Annotated in this window: 18 protein-coding genes; 8 read left to right on the top strand and 10 right to left on the bottom strand. The window is 37.1% G+C overall.

Features of this window, described 5'->3' with window-relative positions; translation table 11 throughout:
* Nucleotides 1-29: 29 nt before the first annotated feature.
* Together R2S57_RS10220 and R2S57_RS10215 are read left to right on the top strand one after the other, a co-directional pair.
* Nucleotides 30-1,154 (top strand): prolipoprotein diacylglyceryl transferase, encoded by a 1,125-nt coding sequence (locus R2S57_RS10220; RefSeq protein WP_316844946.1) that lies wholly within the window; start codon nt 30-32, stop codon nt 1,152-1,154.
* Between the two features lie 59 nt (nt 1,155-1,213).
* A complete protein-coding gene (locus R2S57_RS10215) occupies nt 1,214-2,002 on the top strand; it encodes an inositol monophosphatase family protein (protein WP_316844945.1) in 789 nt (262 codons plus the stop codon).
* A 217-nt stretch (nt 2,003-2,219) separates the two neighbouring features.
* On the opposite strand, the gene R2S57_RS10210 is transcribed toward R2S57_RS10215, so the two are convergent.
* From R2S57_RS10210 to R2S57_RS10185, 6 genes are all read right to left on the bottom strand, one after another.
* Nucleotides 2,220-2,771, bottom strand: a complete 552-nt coding sequence (locus tag R2S57_RS10210) for a NifU family protein (RefSeq protein WP_316844944.1) — start codon at nt 2,769-2,771, stop codon at nt 2,220-2,222.
* Between the two features lie 87 nt (nt 2,772-2,858).
* Nucleotides 2,859-4,205 carry an adenylosuccinate lyase gene (gene purB / locus R2S57_RS10205; protein ID WP_316844943.1) on the bottom strand — a complete coding sequence of 449 codons (1,347 nt, stop codon included), beginning with the start codon at nt 4,203-4,205 and terminating at the stop codon, nt 2,859-2,861.
* Nucleotides 4,206-4,326: 121 nt separating this feature from the next.
* On the bottom strand, nt 4,327-4,527 hold the full coding sequence (locus R2S57_RS10200; protein WP_316844942.1) for a hypothetical protein: 201 nt from the start codon (nt 4,525-4,527) through the stop codon (nt 4,327-4,329).
* A 140-nt stretch (nt 4,528-4,667) separates the two neighbouring features.
* The gene (locus tag R2S57_RS10195) at nt 4,668-4,886 is read right to left on the bottom strand and encodes a hypothetical protein (protein WP_316844941.1); all 219 of its coding nucleotides are present in this window, start codon (nt 4,884-4,886) and stop codon (nt 4,668-4,670) included.
* Nucleotides 4,887-5,016: 130 nt separating this feature from the next.
* On the bottom strand, nt 5,017-5,235 hold the full coding sequence (locus R2S57_RS10190; RefSeq protein ID WP_316844940.1) for a hypothetical protein: 219 nt from the start codon (nt 5,233-5,235) through the stop codon (nt 5,017-5,019).
* Between the two features lie 148 nt (nt 5,236-5,383).
* A complete protein-coding gene (locus tag R2S57_RS10185; protein WP_025142863.1) occupies nt 5,384-5,602 on the bottom strand; it encodes a hypothetical protein in 219 nt (72 codons plus the stop codon).
* A gap of 204 nt (nt 5,603-5,806) precedes the next feature.
* Here R2S57_RS10185 and R2S57_RS10180 point away from each other — a divergent pair, with 204 nt between their 5' ends.
* The 4 genes from R2S57_RS10180 to R2S57_RS10165 all read left to right on the top strand — a co-directional run bounded on the left by R2S57_RS10180 (nt 5,807) and on the right by R2S57_RS10165 (nt 8,682).
* On the top strand, nt 5,807-6,373 hold the full coding sequence (locus R2S57_RS10180; protein ID WP_316844939.1) for a sigma-70 family RNA polymerase sigma factor: 567 nt from the start codon (nt 5,807-5,809) through the stop codon (nt 6,371-6,373).
* A gap of 8 nt (nt 6,374-6,381) precedes the next feature.
* Nucleotides 6,382-7,479, top strand: a complete 1,098-nt coding sequence (locus tag R2S57_RS10175; protein WP_316844938.1) for a S1C family serine protease — start codon at nt 6,382-6,384, stop codon at nt 7,477-7,479.
* Nucleotides 7,480-7,638: 159 nt separating this feature from the next.
* Nucleotides 7,639-8,274 carry a peroxiredoxin gene (locus R2S57_RS10170; protein WP_316844937.1) on the top strand — a complete coding sequence of 212 codons (636 nt, stop codon included), beginning with the start codon at nt 7,639-7,641 and terminating at the stop codon, nt 8,272-8,274.
* A 210-nt stretch (nt 8,275-8,484) separates the two neighbouring features.
* On the top strand, nt 8,485-8,682 hold the full coding sequence (locus R2S57_RS10165; protein ID WP_029276380.1) for a cold-shock protein: 198 nt from the start codon (nt 8,485-8,487) through the stop codon (nt 8,680-8,682).
* Nucleotides 8,683-9,436: 754 nt separating this feature from the next.
* Here R2S57_RS10165 and R2S57_RS10160 read toward each other — a convergent pair.
* The 4 genes from R2S57_RS10160 to R2S57_RS10145 all read right to left on the bottom strand — a co-directional run bounded on the left by R2S57_RS10160 (nt 9,437) and on the right by R2S57_RS10145 (nt 13,176).
* Nucleotides 9,437-10,624: a class I SAM-dependent methyltransferase gene (locus R2S57_RS10160; protein ID WP_316844936.1), complete on the bottom strand. Its 1,188-nt coding sequence runs from the start codon at nt 10,622-10,624 to the stop codon at nt 9,437-9,439.
* Nucleotides 10,625-10,741: 117 nt separating this feature from the next.
* Nucleotides 10,742-12,004 carry an aspartate kinase gene (locus R2S57_RS10155; protein WP_316844935.1) on the bottom strand — a complete coding sequence of 421 codons (1,263 nt, stop codon included), beginning with the start codon at nt 12,002-12,004 and terminating at the stop codon, nt 10,742-10,744.
* Nucleotide 12,005: 1 nt separating this feature from the next.
* On the bottom strand, nt 12,006-12,473 hold the full coding sequence (locus R2S57_RS10150; protein ID WP_316844934.1) for a GNAT family N-acetyltransferase: 468 nt from the start codon (nt 12,471-12,473) through the stop codon (nt 12,006-12,008).
* 1 nt (nt 12,474) lies between these two features.
* Nucleotides 12,475-13,176: a YggS family pyridoxal phosphate-dependent enzyme gene (locus R2S57_RS10145; protein WP_316844933.1), complete on the bottom strand. Its 702-nt coding sequence runs from the start codon at nt 13,174-13,176 to the stop codon at nt 12,475-12,477.
* A 93-nt stretch (nt 13,177-13,269) separates the two neighbouring features.
* On the opposite strand from R2S57_RS10145, the gene R2S57_RS10140 reads away from it, so the two are divergent.
* Together R2S57_RS10140 and R2S57_RS10135 are read left to right on the top strand one after the other, a co-directional pair.
* Nucleotides 13,270-13,803 (top strand): DUF4296 domain-containing protein, encoded by a 534-nt coding sequence (locus R2S57_RS10140; RefSeq protein WP_316844932.1) that lies wholly within the window; start codon nt 13,270-13,272, stop codon nt 13,801-13,803.
* A 1-nt stretch (nt 13,804) separates the two neighbouring features.
* Complete coding sequence (locus R2S57_RS10135; protein WP_316844931.1) at nt 13,805-16,183, top strand: endonuclease MutS2; 2,379 nt, start codon at nt 13,805-13,807, stop codon at nt 16,181-16,183.
* Nucleotides 16,184-16,254 lie beyond the last annotated feature (71 nt).

Below are 16,254 nucleotides of genomic sequence, written 5' to 3'. Positions count from 1 at the left end.
TTTGTATGTTTCCTACCGTTTCACATTTTTTGCAATACTTATTCGGCATTAATTTACCGCTTCCATTTAATACATTTGGTGTTTTTGTGGCACTGGCTTTTGTTGCCGGTTATTGGGCCTTTACCAAAGAACTAAAGCGTAAAGAAGCGCTGGGCATACTTCATCCAATTAAAAAAACAATTGTAGTTGGAAAACCTGCTACTACTTCGGAGCTGATTTTGAACGGCCTTTTCGGTTTCATTATCGGTTATAAACTGGTTTACGCGTTGTTAAATTATAAACTTTTTGTAAACGATGCACAGGGCGTATTAATGTCTACAAAAGGATATATCATCGGTGGTTTGTTTTTTGCCGGTTTGTTTGCATATTGGGACTATACTGAAAAGAATAAACACAAACTGGATAAACCAAAAGAAACGTTAGTGACGGTTCATCCATACCAAACAATGAGTAACCTGATTGTTTGGGCGGCTATCTGGGGTTTTTTAGGGGCTAAATTTTTCGATAATTTAGAGTATTGGGACGATTTTGTTCAACACCCTATAGAAAGGTTGTTGTCTTTTAGTGGTTTAACCTTTTACGGAGGGCTAATATGCGGTGGTGCAGCAGTATTGATCATTGCCAAAAGAAACGGCATTAAACCGCTCCATATGCTCGATGTTGGTGGGCCAGGAATGATGCTTGCTTATGCAGTAGGCCGTATTGGCTGCCATTTAGCTGGCGATGGTGATTGGGGAATCAAGAACCTTAATCCGAAACCTTTTTCTTGGTTACCAGATTGGTTATGGTCGTACAAATATCCGAATAACGTGGTGGGGGATGGAATTCCTATTCCCGGCTGCAGTGGTAAGTTTTGTAATGAACTGGCCCAGGGTGTGTATCCAACGCCAATTTACGAAGTCATGATCTGTTTAATCCTCTTTGCTTTCTTGTGGAGCATCAGAGATAAAATAAAGGCACCAGGTTTAATGTTTGGTATTTACATGATTTTGAACGGTATGGAACGTTTCTGTATCGAATTGATCCGTGTGAATTCTAAATACCATGTTTTTGGTATGCACTTTACACAGGCCGAAATGATTTCTACTTTCCTTGTAGTTGGTGGCATTGCACTAAGTGCCTATGCTTTAAGGAACAAGAATAAACTGGCTTAAAAATCCCTATAAGTTCATTTTAAAATCCAACAACAATACTGTTTTGTTGTTAAATAGCTATGAATTACGAATTATTATGCAATAAGGTGATCTCTATTGTAAAGCTTACCGGAAACTTTATCCGTAAAGAAGCTATGCAATTTGATGCCCAAAAAATCGAATACAAAGGTTTGAATGATATGGTTTCGTATGTTGATAAAACAGCAGAACAGAAACTGGTTCAAAACCTTGAAAAACTGATTCCTGACGCCGGTTTTATTACGGAAGAGAAAACCATAAATCGAACAGGCAAAACGTATACCTGGATCATTGATCCTTTAGATGGCACCACTAATTTTATCCATGGCATTCCCACCTATGGCATTAGCGTAGCCCTTTACGAAGATGGATTACCTGTTATTGGTGTAGTGTACGAATTAAATAGGGGAGAGATGTTTTATTCGTATAAAGGCGGACCTGCTTTAATGAATAAAAAAGAAATCAGGGTTTCTGTCAATCCAGATCTGGCTTCAAGTTTACTGGCTACGGGTTTTCCGTATTATCAATTTGATAAGCAGCCTCAGTATATCCAATTACTGACCGAGATGATGCAGAAGAGCCATGGCGTACGCAGAATTGGTGCCGCGGCAATAGATCTGGTTTATACCGCCTGCGGACGTTTCGACGCCTTTTTTGAGTATAATTTACAACAATGGGATTTTGCGGCCGGATGCTTTATTGTGCAGCAGGCAGGGGGAGAGGTTTACGATTTCGCAGGTGGTAATGATTACTTTGAAAAAAGAGAAATATTGGCTACCAACGGAAAACTTACTGCAGAAATGCTAGCAGCGATTAAACGATATTTTTAAAAGAGGCGTCACCCTCTAGGATCGTCATTTCGACCGAAGTGGAGAAATCTGTAAGCTTTTGTATTCAATCCTAATGTATAGATCTCTCCCCGCCTGTAAGGGCAGGCATTCCGTTGCACTTCATCCGATAGCTCTCGGATCGGGATGACGCAATAAAAAAAGGTCCCGATTCGCATCGGGACCTTTTCACTATATGTACTATGAAAAATGCACAATTTTAAAGCGCTTCAGAAACCACTTCTGTAACTTCTGGTACCATTCTCTGTAATAAGTTTTGAATGCCAGATTTAAGCGTAATGGTAGACGATGGACAGCCACTGCAAGAACCACGTAGTTCTACTGTAACAACCCCCTCATCGAATGATTTGTAAGTAATTGCGCCACCATCCTGCTCTACAGCCGGACGAACGTAATCGTGCAGTATCTGCTGAATTTTAATTTCAGTTTCCGAACCTTCAAAAGCAGGCGCTTCTTCAGCAGTTGCTTCTTTAATTTTTAATTCAGATTCTACCGCACCCTTAACAAATTCCTTCAAAATGGCTTCAATATCAGCCCATTCCGCATCTTCAGTTTTGGTAACGGTTACAAAGTTACTGGCGAAAAAAACACCAGAAACAAAGTTAAACTTGAATAACTCTTTGGCAAATGGAGAATGTTCTGCGCTTTCCTTAGTCGCAAAGTCTTCGCTACCATTAATTAACAGCTTGTTGACCATGAATTTCATGGTTGCTGGATTCGGAGTCTGTTCTGTATATACGTTAATCGTCATGTCTTAATCAATTTGAATAAACAAAATTAACAATTACTCATTAATAAAAGCCTGTAGTGCTGTCTGCTTAACGTCAATTTAATTTAACTAAAAAACACCAGTGTAATTGAAAGGGGTAATGGTTCTCAATTGTACTTTTACGGCTTCTGAAACAGCTAAACCTTCAATAAAACCGGCAATGCTTGCCGCATTAATTTTTGAATTGGTTCTGGTCAGTTCTTTCAATGCTTCGTAAGGATTTGGATAGTTTTCTCTCCTCAATACGGTTTGAATAGCTTCGGCAACAACGGCCCAGTTATCGTCTAGATCGGCATGTAGGGCAGCTTCATTGAGTAAAATTTTGTTCAATCCCCGTAAAGTAGAATTAATGGCAATTAAAGTATGGCCAAAAGGAACACCTACATTTCTTAATACGGTAGAATCTGTTAAATCTCTTTGTAAGCGTGAAATCGGTAGTTTGGCAGCAAAAAATTCGAACAGGGCATTGGCAATTCCTGCGTTTCCTTCCGCGTTTTCAAAATCGATCGGGTTAACCTTATGTGGCATGGCCGATGAACCGATCTCTCCAGCCTTGATTTTCTGTTTGAAATAATTTTTAGAGATATAGGTCCAGATATCTCTATCCAAATCGATAATAATATTGTTAATGCGTTTTAAAGCATCACACTGGGCTGCAAACTGATCGTAATGCTCAATCTGGGTAGTATGTTGTGCACGGGTTAATCCTAAAGTTTCATTAACAAACTGATTGGAAAAATCAACCCAGTTTACCTCAGGGTAAGCAATATGGTGTGCGTTGAAGTTTCCGGTTGCGCCACCAAATTTTGCACTGTTCGGTATCGTTTTTAAGCCTTCTAGCTGAATGCTTAACCGTTCGGCGAATACCAGAAACTCTTTACCTAATTTAGTTGGAGAGGCTGGTTGTCCGTGCGTATGCGCCAACATCGGGATGTCTTTCCACTCTGTAGCCAGGGCATTTATCTTCTCGATCAGGGTACTGATTGCCGGATAATAACTTTCATTCAGCGCCAACTTAATCGAATAAGGGATGGCGGTATTGTTAATGTCTTGCGAGGTTAAGCCAAAATGGATAAACTCTTTATAGTTTTGAAGCGACAGGGCGTCGAACTTACTTTTGATAAAATATTCAACAGCTTTCACGTCGTGGTTGGTTACTTTTTCAGTTTCCTTAATTTCTAGAGCATCTACTTCAGCGAAATTTTCGTGGATTTTGCGTAATTGGGCATAAAGATTTTTATCAAAATTTTCCAGGCCAGGTAAGTTGATTTCGCAAAGTGCGATAAAATATTCGATTTCTACAAAAACACGGTATTTGATTAAAGCTTCTTCTGAAAAGTAAGCGGCTAAACCTTCGGTTGTTTTTCTATAACGGCCATCAACAGGTGAAATAGCTTGTAGTGATGTTAAATTCATTATGCGGATTATATTTTCCGCAAATTTACTACAATTGATGGATTTATCTCTTAAAGAATTGCAGGTAAAACAAAAAAGGCTTCAGATAGATCTAAAGCCTTTAAAATTAGGTGTTGCTAAATTACATTTTTTTAGTAGTGTCCATTTTAGCGGTGTCTTTTGCCATACTATCTTTCATCATGGTGTCTTTTACAGTAGTATCTACAACTGTAGAGTCAACTTTAGATGAATCTGTTGCACCATCTTTTTTTTCTGATTTACAAGCAGCAACTGATAATGATAAAGCAAACGCTAGAAAGCCTAATTTGAATAAATTTTTCATGTTTTTTTGTTTTGTTGTGGTTTTAAAGATTAATTACTTACTAATTTATACAAAAAACTTAAAAAAGTAACCCGTTGTTGTGAAATAAAAAAGGTCACGATGTTAAATCGTGACCTTTTTTATGTTAAATGTTATAAAAACTAGTGTTTAACTTCAGTTTTTTCAGTAGTAGCTTTAACAGTAGTGTCTTTTACGGTAGAATCTTTAACTACAGTATCTACTTTAGTTGTATCGGTAACAATTGTAGACGAATCTGTAACTGTTGTATCAGCGCCATCAGCTTTTTTAGTTGAATCACAAGCAACAACAGTTAAAGATAAAGCCAGGGCTAAAAAGCCTAATTTGAATGCATTTTTCATTTTGATATATGTTTTAGGGTTAAAATATACCTTTAATACCCAAAATTTAAAAAGGTAACCCGTTTTTGGGCATAAAATAAAAAAGCCTCCTGATTTTACATCTGGAGGCTCTTTTTATAAGTGAGTTAGACTAGTGTTTAACTTCAGTTTTTTCTGTAGTAGTTTTTACAGTAGTATCTTTTACTGTAGAATCTTTAACCATAGTATCTTTTGCAGTAGTGTCAGTTACGATAGCTGAAGAATCAGTTAAAGTAGTATCAGCACCTTCTGCTTTTTTTTCTGAGTTACAAGCAACAACTGATAAAGATAAAGCTAAAGCTAAAAAGCCTAATTTGAATGCATTTTTCATTTTTGAGTATTTTTAAGTAATTAATTAATTCACCTGTTAATACTGATTGTCTAAAAAGGTAACCCAAAAAAAAAATAAAAAAAATAAAATATTATAAAAAAGGCCTTGAAGATATCTTCAAGGCCTTTCTTATATGGGTAAAATTAAACTAGTGTTTAACTTCAGTTGTAGTAGTAGTAGCTTTTACAGTAGTATCTTTCACTGTAGAATCTTTCACTGTAGTATCTTTTGCAGTAGTATCAGTAACGATAGTAGAAGAATCAGTTAAAGTAGTATCAGCACCTTCAGCTTTTTTTTCTGAGTTACAAGCAACAACTGATAAAGATAAAGCTAAAGCTAAAAAGCCTAATTTGAATGCATTTTTCATTTTTGAATTTTTTTTAAGTAATTAATTTCTTGTTAATGCCGCAAAGGTAAAAAGGTAACCCGATAATTTGAAAAAAAGTTAAAATATTTTTTAGCCCTCCTTTGGGTTACCGTTTGGTATAAGTTTGTATTAAGCAATTATAGTAGCTATAAATATTTTTTTGTCTAATATTGGGTTACTATTTATCGAAAAATGTATTAACTAGTGAATAACAGTTTAAAGAGTTCAGTTCCAACAGATAGAGAGGTTATTTTAGGTATTCTAAATAACTCTGAAGATGCACTTAACAAGTTATACAAAGCTTATTATGCGATGATTTTGCAATTTATTCTCAATAATAATGGGGACGAAGATGATGCAAAAGATGTTTATCAGGAAGCGATAATTGTTTTATATAACAAAATTAAGGAAGGTAACTTCGAGCTCAGCAGCAAACTGAAAACCTATATTTATTCGGTTTGCCGGCGGATCTGGTTAAAGAAACTTAGCCAAAATAGCAAAAAGGCTGGCAATATTACCGATTATGAAGATGTATTTGCTGTTGAAGAGGATGTAGAGGAACACGAAGAAAAAGATATGCAATTTGTAAAAATGCAATCGGCACTTGATCATCTGGGCGAACCTTGCAAAACCATTATTCAGGATTTTTATATCCACAATTTATCCATGCAGGATATCTGTGAGAAGTTTGGTTATACCAATACTGATAACGCAAAAACACAGAAATACAAATGCCTGCAGAGGTTAAAGAAAATATTTTTTCAACCCTAATAATTGAAATGAGAAACGATTTGGAGTTAGATGCAATTATTGAAGATTATCTTTTAGGTAAACTTAATGCACAGGAAACTGAAGCTTTTGAACAGTTACGTCGTAATGATGCCACGGTAGATCATAAGGTAGTTTCGCATAAGTTCTTTTTAGAATCTATGGGAGCGTTTGCCGGGCAGTTGCGTTTAAAAGAGCAATTGAACCAGATTCATTTAGAAATTGATGTGGAGGCTTTAGCTTCAACTTTAAGGCCACATCCATCGCGTGTGGTACAGTTATGGCGTCAACATAGATCTGCTATAGCGGTTGCTGCTTCTTTTTTAGTATTGTCGTTGGTTTCTGTATATTCTATTCAGCACAATACCAGACAAAAAGAACAACTGGTGTTACTAAGTAGTCAGGTAAATAAAGCGATAAAAACTCAAAATAGCCTAATCAGAAAAATAAACAGTACATCGGCTGCTGTTGGAAAACCTGCGGTTCAAAACAGTGTTGGCGGGACCGGTTTTGCTATTTCTTCTAATGGATATATTTTAACCAATCTTCATGTGATTAATGGTGCAGATTCACTTTATGTTCAAAATAGTAAAGGCGAGTCATTTAAAGTTAAGTCTGTTTATACCGATCCTCAAAATGATATCGCTATTTTAAAAATAAGCGATAAAAATTTTGCTAATCTTTCATCATTGCCTTATACCATTAAAAGAAGTACCAGTAGTATTGGCGAAATGGTATATACCTTAGGGTATCCAAAAGATGATGCGGTTTTAGGTGAAGGTTATGTAAGTTCTAAAAATGGATTTATTGGTGATACTACTCAATATCAAGTTGCTATCGCTGTAAATCCAGGGAATAGTGGCGGTCCGGTTTTAGATAATAACGGTAATTTAGTTGGAATTATCAGTAGCAAGCCAGATCAAACAGAGGGTGCAGCATTTGCTGTTAAATCCAAATATATCTTAGAAGCCATGCGGGCTATTCCACAGGATTCGTTAGGGAAAAACAAACTTTCTGCGAATAAGAAAAGTACTTTGTCTGGTCTGAAGCGCACAAAACAAATTGAAAAACTACAAGATTATGTTTTCATGATCAAAGCTTATAATTAAACACCCCAAACAAATTAATATTCTTAAGCCCTGTTGATTAAATTCTTCAGGGTTTTTTGTTGCAATTGTAATTTAGGCGTCTTAAAATAATATTATGTCTATGTATTTACTATACTATTGTTTAAATTTGTTTTCAATCAACTTAAAATAAAGAATATTATGAGCATAAGACTAGGCGATACCGCGCCAAATTTCCAGGCTAATACATCCATTGGCGAAATAGATTTTTACGATTATCTGGGCGATAGCTGGGGCGTACTGTTCTCTCATCCGGCAGATTATACACCTGTTTGTACCACTGAATTGGGAAGGACTGCAGCGTTAAAAGGAGAGTTCGAAAAAAGAAACGTTAAGGTATTGGCGTTAAGCGTAGATACGGCAGAGTCGCATAAAGGTTGGATCAATGATATTAACGAAACACAAAATACTTCTGTTGAGTTTCCGATTATTGCCGATCCGGATAAAACGGTTGCCAATCTGTATGATATGATCCACCCAAATGCTTCGGAAACATTAACGGTTAGATCGCTTTTCGTAATCAGCCCTGATAAAAAAGTGAAATTGACCATTACTTATCCTGCATCTACAGGAAGAAACTTTAACGAAGTATTGCGTGTAATTGATTCTTTGCAACTTACTGCGAATTATAGCGTAGCTACTCCGGCAGATTGGAAAGATGGTGAAGATGTAATTGTGGTAAATAGTATCAAGACAGAAGATATCCCTGCCAAATTTCCTAAAGGACATAAAGTAATTAAACCTTATTTACGTACTACACCACAACCCAATAAATAATTGAGCCATAATTTCTTTTCGAACGCAACATTATTGTTGAATGGCCAAATTACCGTTGTATTGCATGCGTAAATTATTATATTTGGTAGTTTTGTGTCAATATTAACGCTCAAACTGATTGTTTTATTTGCTTTAATAGTCAATCGGTTGAATAAAATGCTGATCAAAGCGTAAAAGGTTTATTTATTTTATACAATTTTTTATTTTTTTATGGCAACCGGAAAAGTTAAGTGGTTTAACACTCAAAAAGGCTTTGGATTTATTGTGCAAGAAGACAATAAAGATTTATTTGTACATTTTAAAGATGTTTTAGGTGGAATCGAAAGCTTGAAAGAAAACGACACAGTAGAATTTGAAGTAGCTGAAGGCAGAAAAGGTTTACAGGCCGTAAACGTCAAAAAAGTTTAAGCAATAAAATACTTATTTCTCCAATCCCTTGAAAAAGCCTTTCTTTTGAAAGGCTTTTTAGGTTATACCGTATTGTCATCCGGAGCCCGGCGAAGGATCTCTAACCGATGAAAAACAGAACGATCAAACCTTGCTACGTTCAAAGTTTTAGGTTCATTTAGCTAGTGCTAATGCAAAGCAGATTCTTCACTGCGTTCAGAATGACAACACGAGAATATTAAATGCTTGGTTATGATTAATTTATTTTTTTTGAAAAGCAATTGCTGTGGCAATCGGTTAGGGCAGTCCCGCCCTTTGCTTAATCCCGATTGAAATTCTCTGCAAATAAAAAAAATAGATACTTAAATCGGGATAACGCTGTCGGTCGGGTTTATTTTACAGACAATAGCAGCACTATTTAAGCCAGTTAAACCCGATCTTAGCGAGATGCCGATATTTTCATCGGCAGAAGCGGGAGCGGGGCTGTAATGACCCAAAAGCTTCTGAACCTGCTTTTCAAAAAACATATAGTCGGTTGTAGATTTAACATTTTTTGTAAATGAAGGATTCTTCACTGCGCTTCCATTGAAGTTATTTCGTAATCTGCTATTAATAAGCAATTTATCTATCACATTAACTTCCGTACGGCAAGGAGAAAAACACCCCGTCCTGCGGACACCCCTCTGAAGAGGGGAATCGCATAGCGCATAAAACTAGTTGCTAAACGTCATTTATATTGGTTTATATACAATAAATTAGCCCTCAGAATGACGACCTAATAATATTGAATGATTGAGGCTTTAATAATGATATTCTCGCCATTAGCGATTTTGGTGAAAATCAAAAACTGATTTTGATCTGCTTTGATTTTGTATTTTTTGACGAGGTCTTCAGGTTTAGCGGGATAATTGCGAACAATTACATTTCCTTTTAAATTTTCAAGCTTTTTGAAGTCATTGGTAGTTAATACCGTTTCAATTTTAAATATTCTTCCAGGGAAATCTTTATTTACTGTAGCTGAAGTAAATAACTGCGTTTGGGGGTGAAGCTTTAAAATATCATATGTTGAGCCAATTAAATTAAAGGCTCCTGACTTTAATAAAGCTGCGTCTGGTTCGTATAAATAATCGCCAGTAGCTAAGCCATCTGCAAACTGTACCGACGAATCAGCCGATGATCTGAAGAATGTGAAATTTTTCTCGACCTCGCTATTTAAAGTTACGGCAATGATTTTGGTCTCCTGATCAAATTCCTTATCGATCACCCATAAAAGTTCTTTACACTCATTCTTGACGCTTACAATATGGATTTCGCTTACTTGCTTAAGTTCTTGTAATCCTGCTGAAATATCGAGTAAGGGTGCTGTTTTGATGATTATCCTATTTGCTTTCTCTAGCAATGTCTCTAAATTACTCACAATATCAGGTGTGCAGTCATTCAGCATAAAAACCTTGCCCTTTTCGGCCCTGCGGGCAGGATCTACATAAATAGTATCGAAGTGTTCTTTAATAGTTTGAAGGTAGGCAATGCCATCTTCGGCCCTAAATGTAATATTAGTGGCATTTAGCGATTGTGCATTGTGCTTTGCGATTTCAGATAATTCGGGATTGATTTCACAATGCGTGACGGCTTTTACTTTTTTTGAGAAATAATAGGCATCAACTCCAAATCCACCGGTAACATCAATTAACGTTTCGCCTTTGGCCAGTTTCGATTTATAAGCGGCCGTAATTTCAGAAGAAGTTTGCTCAATGGAAAGTACCGGGGGATAATATATCGCTTTGGTATTAAACCAGGTTGGTAATTTCTTTTCAGATTTCTTTTTAGCGGTAATCTGCGTAGCCAATTCGGCAGCAGCAATACCTTCAAACGGACTTTTAGCTAAAGCAATCTGATTGACATCTGCATTTAAATTTGCGTTGATGTAATCCTGGATTGATTTGGCTAAAAGGTTGTTGTTCATTTTTTGGTATCGAGTATTAAGTAGTGAGTATCGAGTTATGCGTATCGAGTAGTGAGTAGCAAGTATCAAGATGGACTCATTACTTTCAAACTCGGACATTAGACTCCGGATTTTTAACTATTTGTTCTTCATTACCATCTGGCAGGTATGGCGGCTTTTTACTTCCAGTAAAATTTCTTTTTCAACCGTTACGCGATCGATGGTTTGTTGATTGTAATAACGGATGGTTACCAGTTCCAATCCTTTATTATACTTCACCGTAAACTCTTCCGCAAGGTCATTAATTAACTTTTCAATCTGGGTAGGGTGGTCATCAATACTTACCGAAAAGCTGATCGCTGAGTTGAGCATGGTATTTATTTTGATCTTGTGTTTATGGAAAAGTTCGAAGATATTGCTCAGGTTTTCTTCAATGATAAAGGAATAGTCTTTCGGAAAAATTGAAATTAATGCCTGGTTAACCTTAAATATAAAAGAGGGGATAGGCAATGGATTATTGTCTTTGGTAATGGCTGTTCCTGTTCCTTCTGGCTGGATAAACGAACGTACAAATAGCGGAATACCTTTATTTTGGAGTGGCTTTATGGTTTTTGGGTGAATTACAGTTGCACCATAATAGGTAAGTTCTATGGCATCATGGTAAGAAAGCTGGGCAATTTTTTCCGTTTCATCAAACCATTTCGGATCTGCATTTAATACCCCTGGAACGTCTTTCCAGATGGTTAATGCAGCGGCGTCTAAGCAAGATGCAAATATAGCGGCCGAATAATCAGATCCCTCGCGGCCCAAAGTTGTAGTATAATTTTCACTTGTTCCACCTATAAAACCTTGCGTTACAATAATGTTATCGGTTAAAAGTGGCAATAAATCTTTTTGGATGATCTGATTGGTTTTGGTCCAGTCTACCTTTCCTTCGCGATAGGTATTATCGGTTTGGATATAATTTCTTGCATCTGCCCAAAGCGCCTTATTACCGGTTTCATTTAACCAGGCGGCAACAATTTTGGTGGAAACCACTTCACCGATGGATACAATCTGATCGTAAATGTAATCGGGATTGTTATCCGGTTCGTCCTCAATCAGCCAATCAATTTCTACAAAGGTATTGGCCACATCATCGTAAACAGGATGGTGTTTGCCCTGAAAAAGTTGATCTATAATATTGAAATGGAAATGTTTAATTTCGTCAAAAATAGCATGTGCTTCATCATTTTGCGATAGGAAAGCATGGGTAAGCTCTTCTAATTTATTGGTGATTTTGCCCATGGCAGAAATTACAATCAACAAGTTCCCTTTTTTGTAATCGCGGACTATATTGGCCAGATTTTTTACTCCATCTGCATCTTTTACCGAGGCACCACCAAACTTAAAAATATCCATATTAAAATGCCTTGATTTGTTCTTTAGAGAAAGCTGCGTTTAACCATCCGCTTTCTAAATGTGCTTTATATTTATTGTAGAAGTTAATTGCAGGTTCATTCCAGTCTAATACTTGCCAAACCATGCCGCTGTAATTGCCATTTTTAGCTTCTTCCATTACCTTTTCAAATAATACTTTGCCAACACCTTTCCCTCTAAATTCTTCTGTAACGATAAAATCTTCGAGGTATAACCTGCAGCCTTTCCAGGTGGAGTAGCGGGTATAGTATAATGCAAAACCAACAATGATGTGGTCTACTTCGGCCACGTAAGCTTTCCATACCGGTTTTTCCCCAAAACCAGCATCGATAAAGTGGTCTAAAGAAACCGTTACTTCTTCGGGAGCGCGCTCATAAACGGCCAGCTCGTTAATCAGTTCCAATATTCTTGGGCAGTCATTTGCAACTGCAAATCTGATGTTAAAATCCATATTAGTTCGCCGAAATGTCGTTCTTAAAATGTTTAATTACCCTTTTTCCAAAAATACTGCTGCCAATGCGCACCATTGTACTTCCTTCCTCGATTGCGATTTTATAATCGGCGCTCATTCCGGTTGATATTTCTTTAAAAGCATCGTCTTTGCGGAAGAAACTCACTTTTATGCCATCAAAGAATACTTTCAGTTCGTGAAACTCAACGGTAATCTGTTTTTCGTTTTTGGTATTGGTGGCAATGCCCATTAAACCCACAATGCGGATGTTCTTTAATTCTGCGAATGCCTCGTCGCGAAGCAGTTCGATCACTTCATCAAAACCAAGTCCGAATTTAGTATCTTCATCAGCGATATAAACCTGTAATAAGCAGTCGATTATACGTTTGTTTTTTGCTGCCTGTTTATTGATTTCCTGAAGTAATTTCAGGCTGTCTACTCCATGAATAAGTTTTACAAAAGGGGCAATATATTTTACCTTATTGCTTTGTAAATGACCAATTAAGTGCCATTCTATATCCTTAGGAAGTTGTGCTTCTTTATCAACCATTTCCTGCACATGGTTTTCTCCAAAAATGCGTTGTCCGGCATGGTATGCTTCTAAAATTGATTCTATTGGTTGTGTTTTTGAAACTGCAATTAGTTTAACCCCGTCTGATTCAACTTCGTTTTTATATTGTTTAAGATTATCAGCTATGCTCATTTATAACTATTTTTGGTAAAATTAATAACCTTGCCGCAATTTGGGCAAAAAATAATATTTTAATTCAGCATGAAGAGATTAATATGGGTTTTAATGACAGCTATATTATGGTTTGGCTGCAAACCAGGCATACCTGATGGCATTATTAAACCTGATAAAATGGAAAAGATTTTATACGATATGCACCTGGTTGATGGCTACATTTCTACTATTTACGTTGTAGACTCGGCAAAGAAGGTAGCAGCGGCTTATTATAAAGGGATTTATAAAAAATTCGGAACAGATTCTGCCGAATACAATAAAAGTTTGATTTGGTATAATACCAACCCCAAAGCACTGGAAGCCATATATAAGAATATACAAAAATCTTTTGCCCAACAGAAAAAAGCGGTTGGTATAGCCGATAAAATGATCAAGAAAAAGAAATTTAAAGCGGATTCATTGGTTATCGCCAAGAAATTTAAGGCCGATTCTCTTGCGATCAGAAAAAAAATGAAACCGGATTCTTTATCAAAGGTTAAGGCCGTTGCCGCAATCGCCAAAAAGAAAAAACAGGCCGATTCACTCATTAATATAAAAAAAACTGGAGCGCTGGAACTTGTTTCATCTCCAGCCGTAGTACAATAATATGTTATATCCCGAAAATTGTTTAGAACGTTTAGGTTTTGTCGAAATCAGGCAACTGATCAGCAAACATTGTTTGAGCCCCATGGGCCAAACAATGGTGGAAAAGATGCAGGTGATGAACCGTTTTGATCAAATTGATAAATTTTTACGCCAAACAAACGAATTTAAGAGTATCCTGCAAAATCAGGAGCCCTTACAGATCAATACCTTTTTTGATATTAAATCGCTGGTTGAAAAAATCAGGGTAGAAGGCACTTATCTATTAGAAGACGAGTGGTTTCAGGTGTATACTTCCTTGCAGACTGTTTTTTCTGTATTGCGTTTTTTTGAGGAAAGAGCAGAAGTTTATCCTACGCTAGAAGCTTTATTTGAGCATTTACCGATCGAAAAAACGATCCTCCGCAAAATAGAAACCGTAATTGATGCCAAAGGAAAAATCAAACCCAATGCATCGAAAGAATTGCAGGAGATCACTTCTGCCATATCGAAAGCCGAGCAGGATGTGCGCAAACGAATGGATTCTATTTACAAACAGGCCATTGCCAATAATTGGGTTGCCGATGGAAGTTTAACCATTCGTGATGGCAGGATGTGTATTCCGGTTTTGGCAGAAAACAAACGTAAGCTAAAGGGTTTTGTGCACGATGAATCTGCCACCGGACAAACGGTTTATATCGAACCAGAGGAAGTTTTTACCTTAAATAATAAACTGCGTGACTTAGAATTTGATAAGCGACGTGAAATTATCAAAATTTTGATTGCTTTAACAGATGATCTGCGGCCATATTCTCCGTTGTTGCTCTCCTATCATGGTTTTCTGACGAAACTCGATTTTGTTCGTGCCAAGGCTTTGTTTGCATTGGATATTGAGGCGGAAATGCCAGGTTTGTTAAAAGAGCCCAAAACCAAGCTGATTAATGCAAGACATCCTTTGTTAGCAATCTCGTTTGCAGCCGAAAAGAAAAGTGTTACACCATTAAATATCCACATTGATGCCGAGACGCGGGTGGTATTGGTATCAGGGCCAAATGCAGGTGGTAAATCGGTTTGTATGAAAACTGTTGGTTTATTACAGATTATGTTGCAAACGGGTTTGCTGATCCCGGTTGATGCCAATAGTGAAGTGGGGATTTTCGAAAATATTTTTTCCGATATAGGCGATGATCAGTCGATTGAAAGCGATTTGAGTACCTACAGCGCACACTTGAAAAAGATGCGTTATTTTGTAGAACATGCTTCGCCAAAAACCATGGTGCTGATTGATGAGTTTGGTACAGGTACCGATCCGCAATTTGGCGGACCAATGGCTGAGGCTGTTTTAGAAGTATTGAATAATAAAAAGGTTAGGGGAGTAATCACTACGCACTATTCTAACTTAAAGCTTTTTGCTGGCAATACACCAGGATTGGAAAATGCCTCGATGCTTTTTGATAATGCGAAAATGAAACCGCTTTACATCCTGGAAATGGGCAAACCCGGTAGTTCTTATGCATTTGAAATTGCTCAGAATATTGGATTGCCAAAAGAGGTGATCCAATTGGCCAGAGAAAAAACAGGTTCTAACCAAAACAGAGTAGATACGATGTTGGTTGATTTGGAACGGGAGAAGAAAAATGTTTATGATGCTAAGGTAAGTTTAGCCAATCAACAGAATAAAGCGAAAAACCTGGTGGCAGAAAATGAAAAGTTAAAGAGCTTTTTAGAAGAGAACCGGAAAGTGCTGATTAAGGAGGCGAAGCAAGAGGCGCAGAATATCATTAAAAATGCCAATAAACTGGTCGAAAATACAATTGCTGAGATTAAAGAAAAGCAGGCTGATAAAGAGGTAACCAAAGAGCTCCGCCAGAATTTGCAAAGGGAACTGGTAAAAAATACCGAACCAAAAGAACGTCCGAAGCCAGTACAGGTGGTTATTGGGGGTGAAATAGAAGTTGGTGATTTAGTGAAATTTACCGATAGTGAAACCATTGGTCAGGTTTTAGAGATGAACCGCAATGAACTGGTTTTGGCAATTGGCGATTTAAGATCAACAGTAAAGAAAAACCGCGTTCAGAAAGTAAGTAATAAGGAAGCGAAAAAGGTAATCCAAAGCAGTGCAAGTTCTTTTGCCGGGCGCATGAACGATGCGGTTTCAGGTTTTAGGGCCGAACTGGATCTCCGTGGTAAACGTACAGAAGATGCGCTGTTCGAAGTGGAAAAGTACCTTGATAAAGCCATTATGCTTGGTTTCCCATCTATTAAACTCATTCATGGTAAAGGGGATGGGATTTTGAGAAAAATGATCAGGGAGTATTTAAGGAAATATAGTCAGGTGAATAGGATTGAAGATGAACATGCGGATAGAGGAGGAGATGGGATTACCTATGTGTATTTGAATTGATGGATGATGTGAGATGGAAAATGGATGATGTGATTTCATCGATTGGCCATTCGTACATTTCTTCATTGCAA

The sequence above is a fragment of the Pedobacter psychrodurus genome, assembly GCF_032678585.1.
Lineage (GTDB): Bacteria > Bacteroidota > Bacteroidia > Sphingobacteriales > Sphingobacteriaceae > Pedobacter > Pedobacter psychrodurus_A.
Note: the sequence above shows the minus strand (reverse complement) of the source record. Positions and strands in the feature narration are given on the sequence as shown.

Excerpts from the sequence above, each read along its gene's own strand:
- purB (WP_316844943.1), bottom strand. The coding sequence starts at position 4,205 with ATGAATTTAACATCACTACAAGCTATTTCACCTGTTGATGGCCGTTAT.
- R2S57_RS10150 (WP_316844934.1), bottom strand. The coding sequence starts at position 12,473 with ATGGATTTTAACATCAGATTTGCAGTTGCAAATGACTGCCCAAGAATA.
- R2S57_RS10145 (WP_316844933.1), bottom strand. The coding sequence starts at position 13,176 with ATGAGCATAGCTGATAATCTTAAACAATATAAAAACGAAGTTGAATCA.
- R2S57_RS10140 (WP_316844932.1), top strand. The coding sequence starts at position 13,270 with ATGACAGCTATATTATGGTTTGGCTGCAAACCAGGCATACCTGATGGC.
- R2S57_RS10195 (WP_316844941.1), bottom strand. The coding sequence starts at position 4,886 with ATGAAAAATGCATTCAAATTAGGCTTTTTAGCCCTGGCTTTATCTTTA.
- R2S57_RS10135 (WP_316844931.1), top strand. The coding sequence starts at position 13,805 with ATGTTATATCCCGAAAATTGTTTAGAACGTTTAGGTTTTGTCGAAATC.
- R2S57_RS10200 (WP_316844942.1), bottom strand. The coding sequence starts at position 4,527 with ATGAAAAATTTATTCAAATTAGGCTTTCTAGCGTTTGCTTTATCATTA.
- R2S57_RS10210 (WP_316844944.1), bottom strand. The coding sequence starts at position 2,771 with ATGACGATTAACGTATATACAGAACAGACTCCGAATCCAGCAACCATG.
- R2S57_RS10160 (WP_316844936.1), bottom strand. The coding sequence starts at position 10,624 with ATGAACAACAACCTTTTAGCCAAATCAATCCAGGATTACATCAACGCA.
- R2S57_RS10170 (WP_316844937.1), top strand. The coding sequence starts at position 7,639 with ATGAGCATAAGACTAGGCGATACCGCGCCAAATTTCCAGGCTAATACA.
- R2S57_RS10155 (WP_316844935.1), bottom strand. The coding sequence starts at position 12,004 with ATGGATATTTTTAAGTTTGGTGGTGCCTCGGTAAAAGATGCAGATGGA.
- R2S57_RS10175 (WP_316844938.1), top strand. The coding sequence starts at position 6,382 with ATGAGAAACGATTTGGAGTTAGATGCAATTATTGAAGATTATCTTTTA.
- R2S57_RS10165 (WP_029276380.1), top strand. The coding sequence starts at position 8,485 with ATGGCAACCGGAAAAGTTAAGTGGTTTAACACTCAAAAAGGCTTTGGA.
- R2S57_RS10190 (WP_316844940.1), bottom strand. The coding sequence starts at position 5,235 with ATGAAAAATGCATTCAAATTAGGCTTTTTAGCTTTAGCTTTATCTTTA.
- R2S57_RS10215 (WP_316844945.1), top strand. The coding sequence starts at position 1,214 with ATGAATTACGAATTATTATGCAATAAGGTGATCTCTATTGTAAAGCTT.
- R2S57_RS10185 (WP_025142863.1), bottom strand. The coding sequence starts at position 5,602 with ATGAAAAATGCATTCAAATTAGGCTTTTTAGCTTTAGCTTTATCTTTA.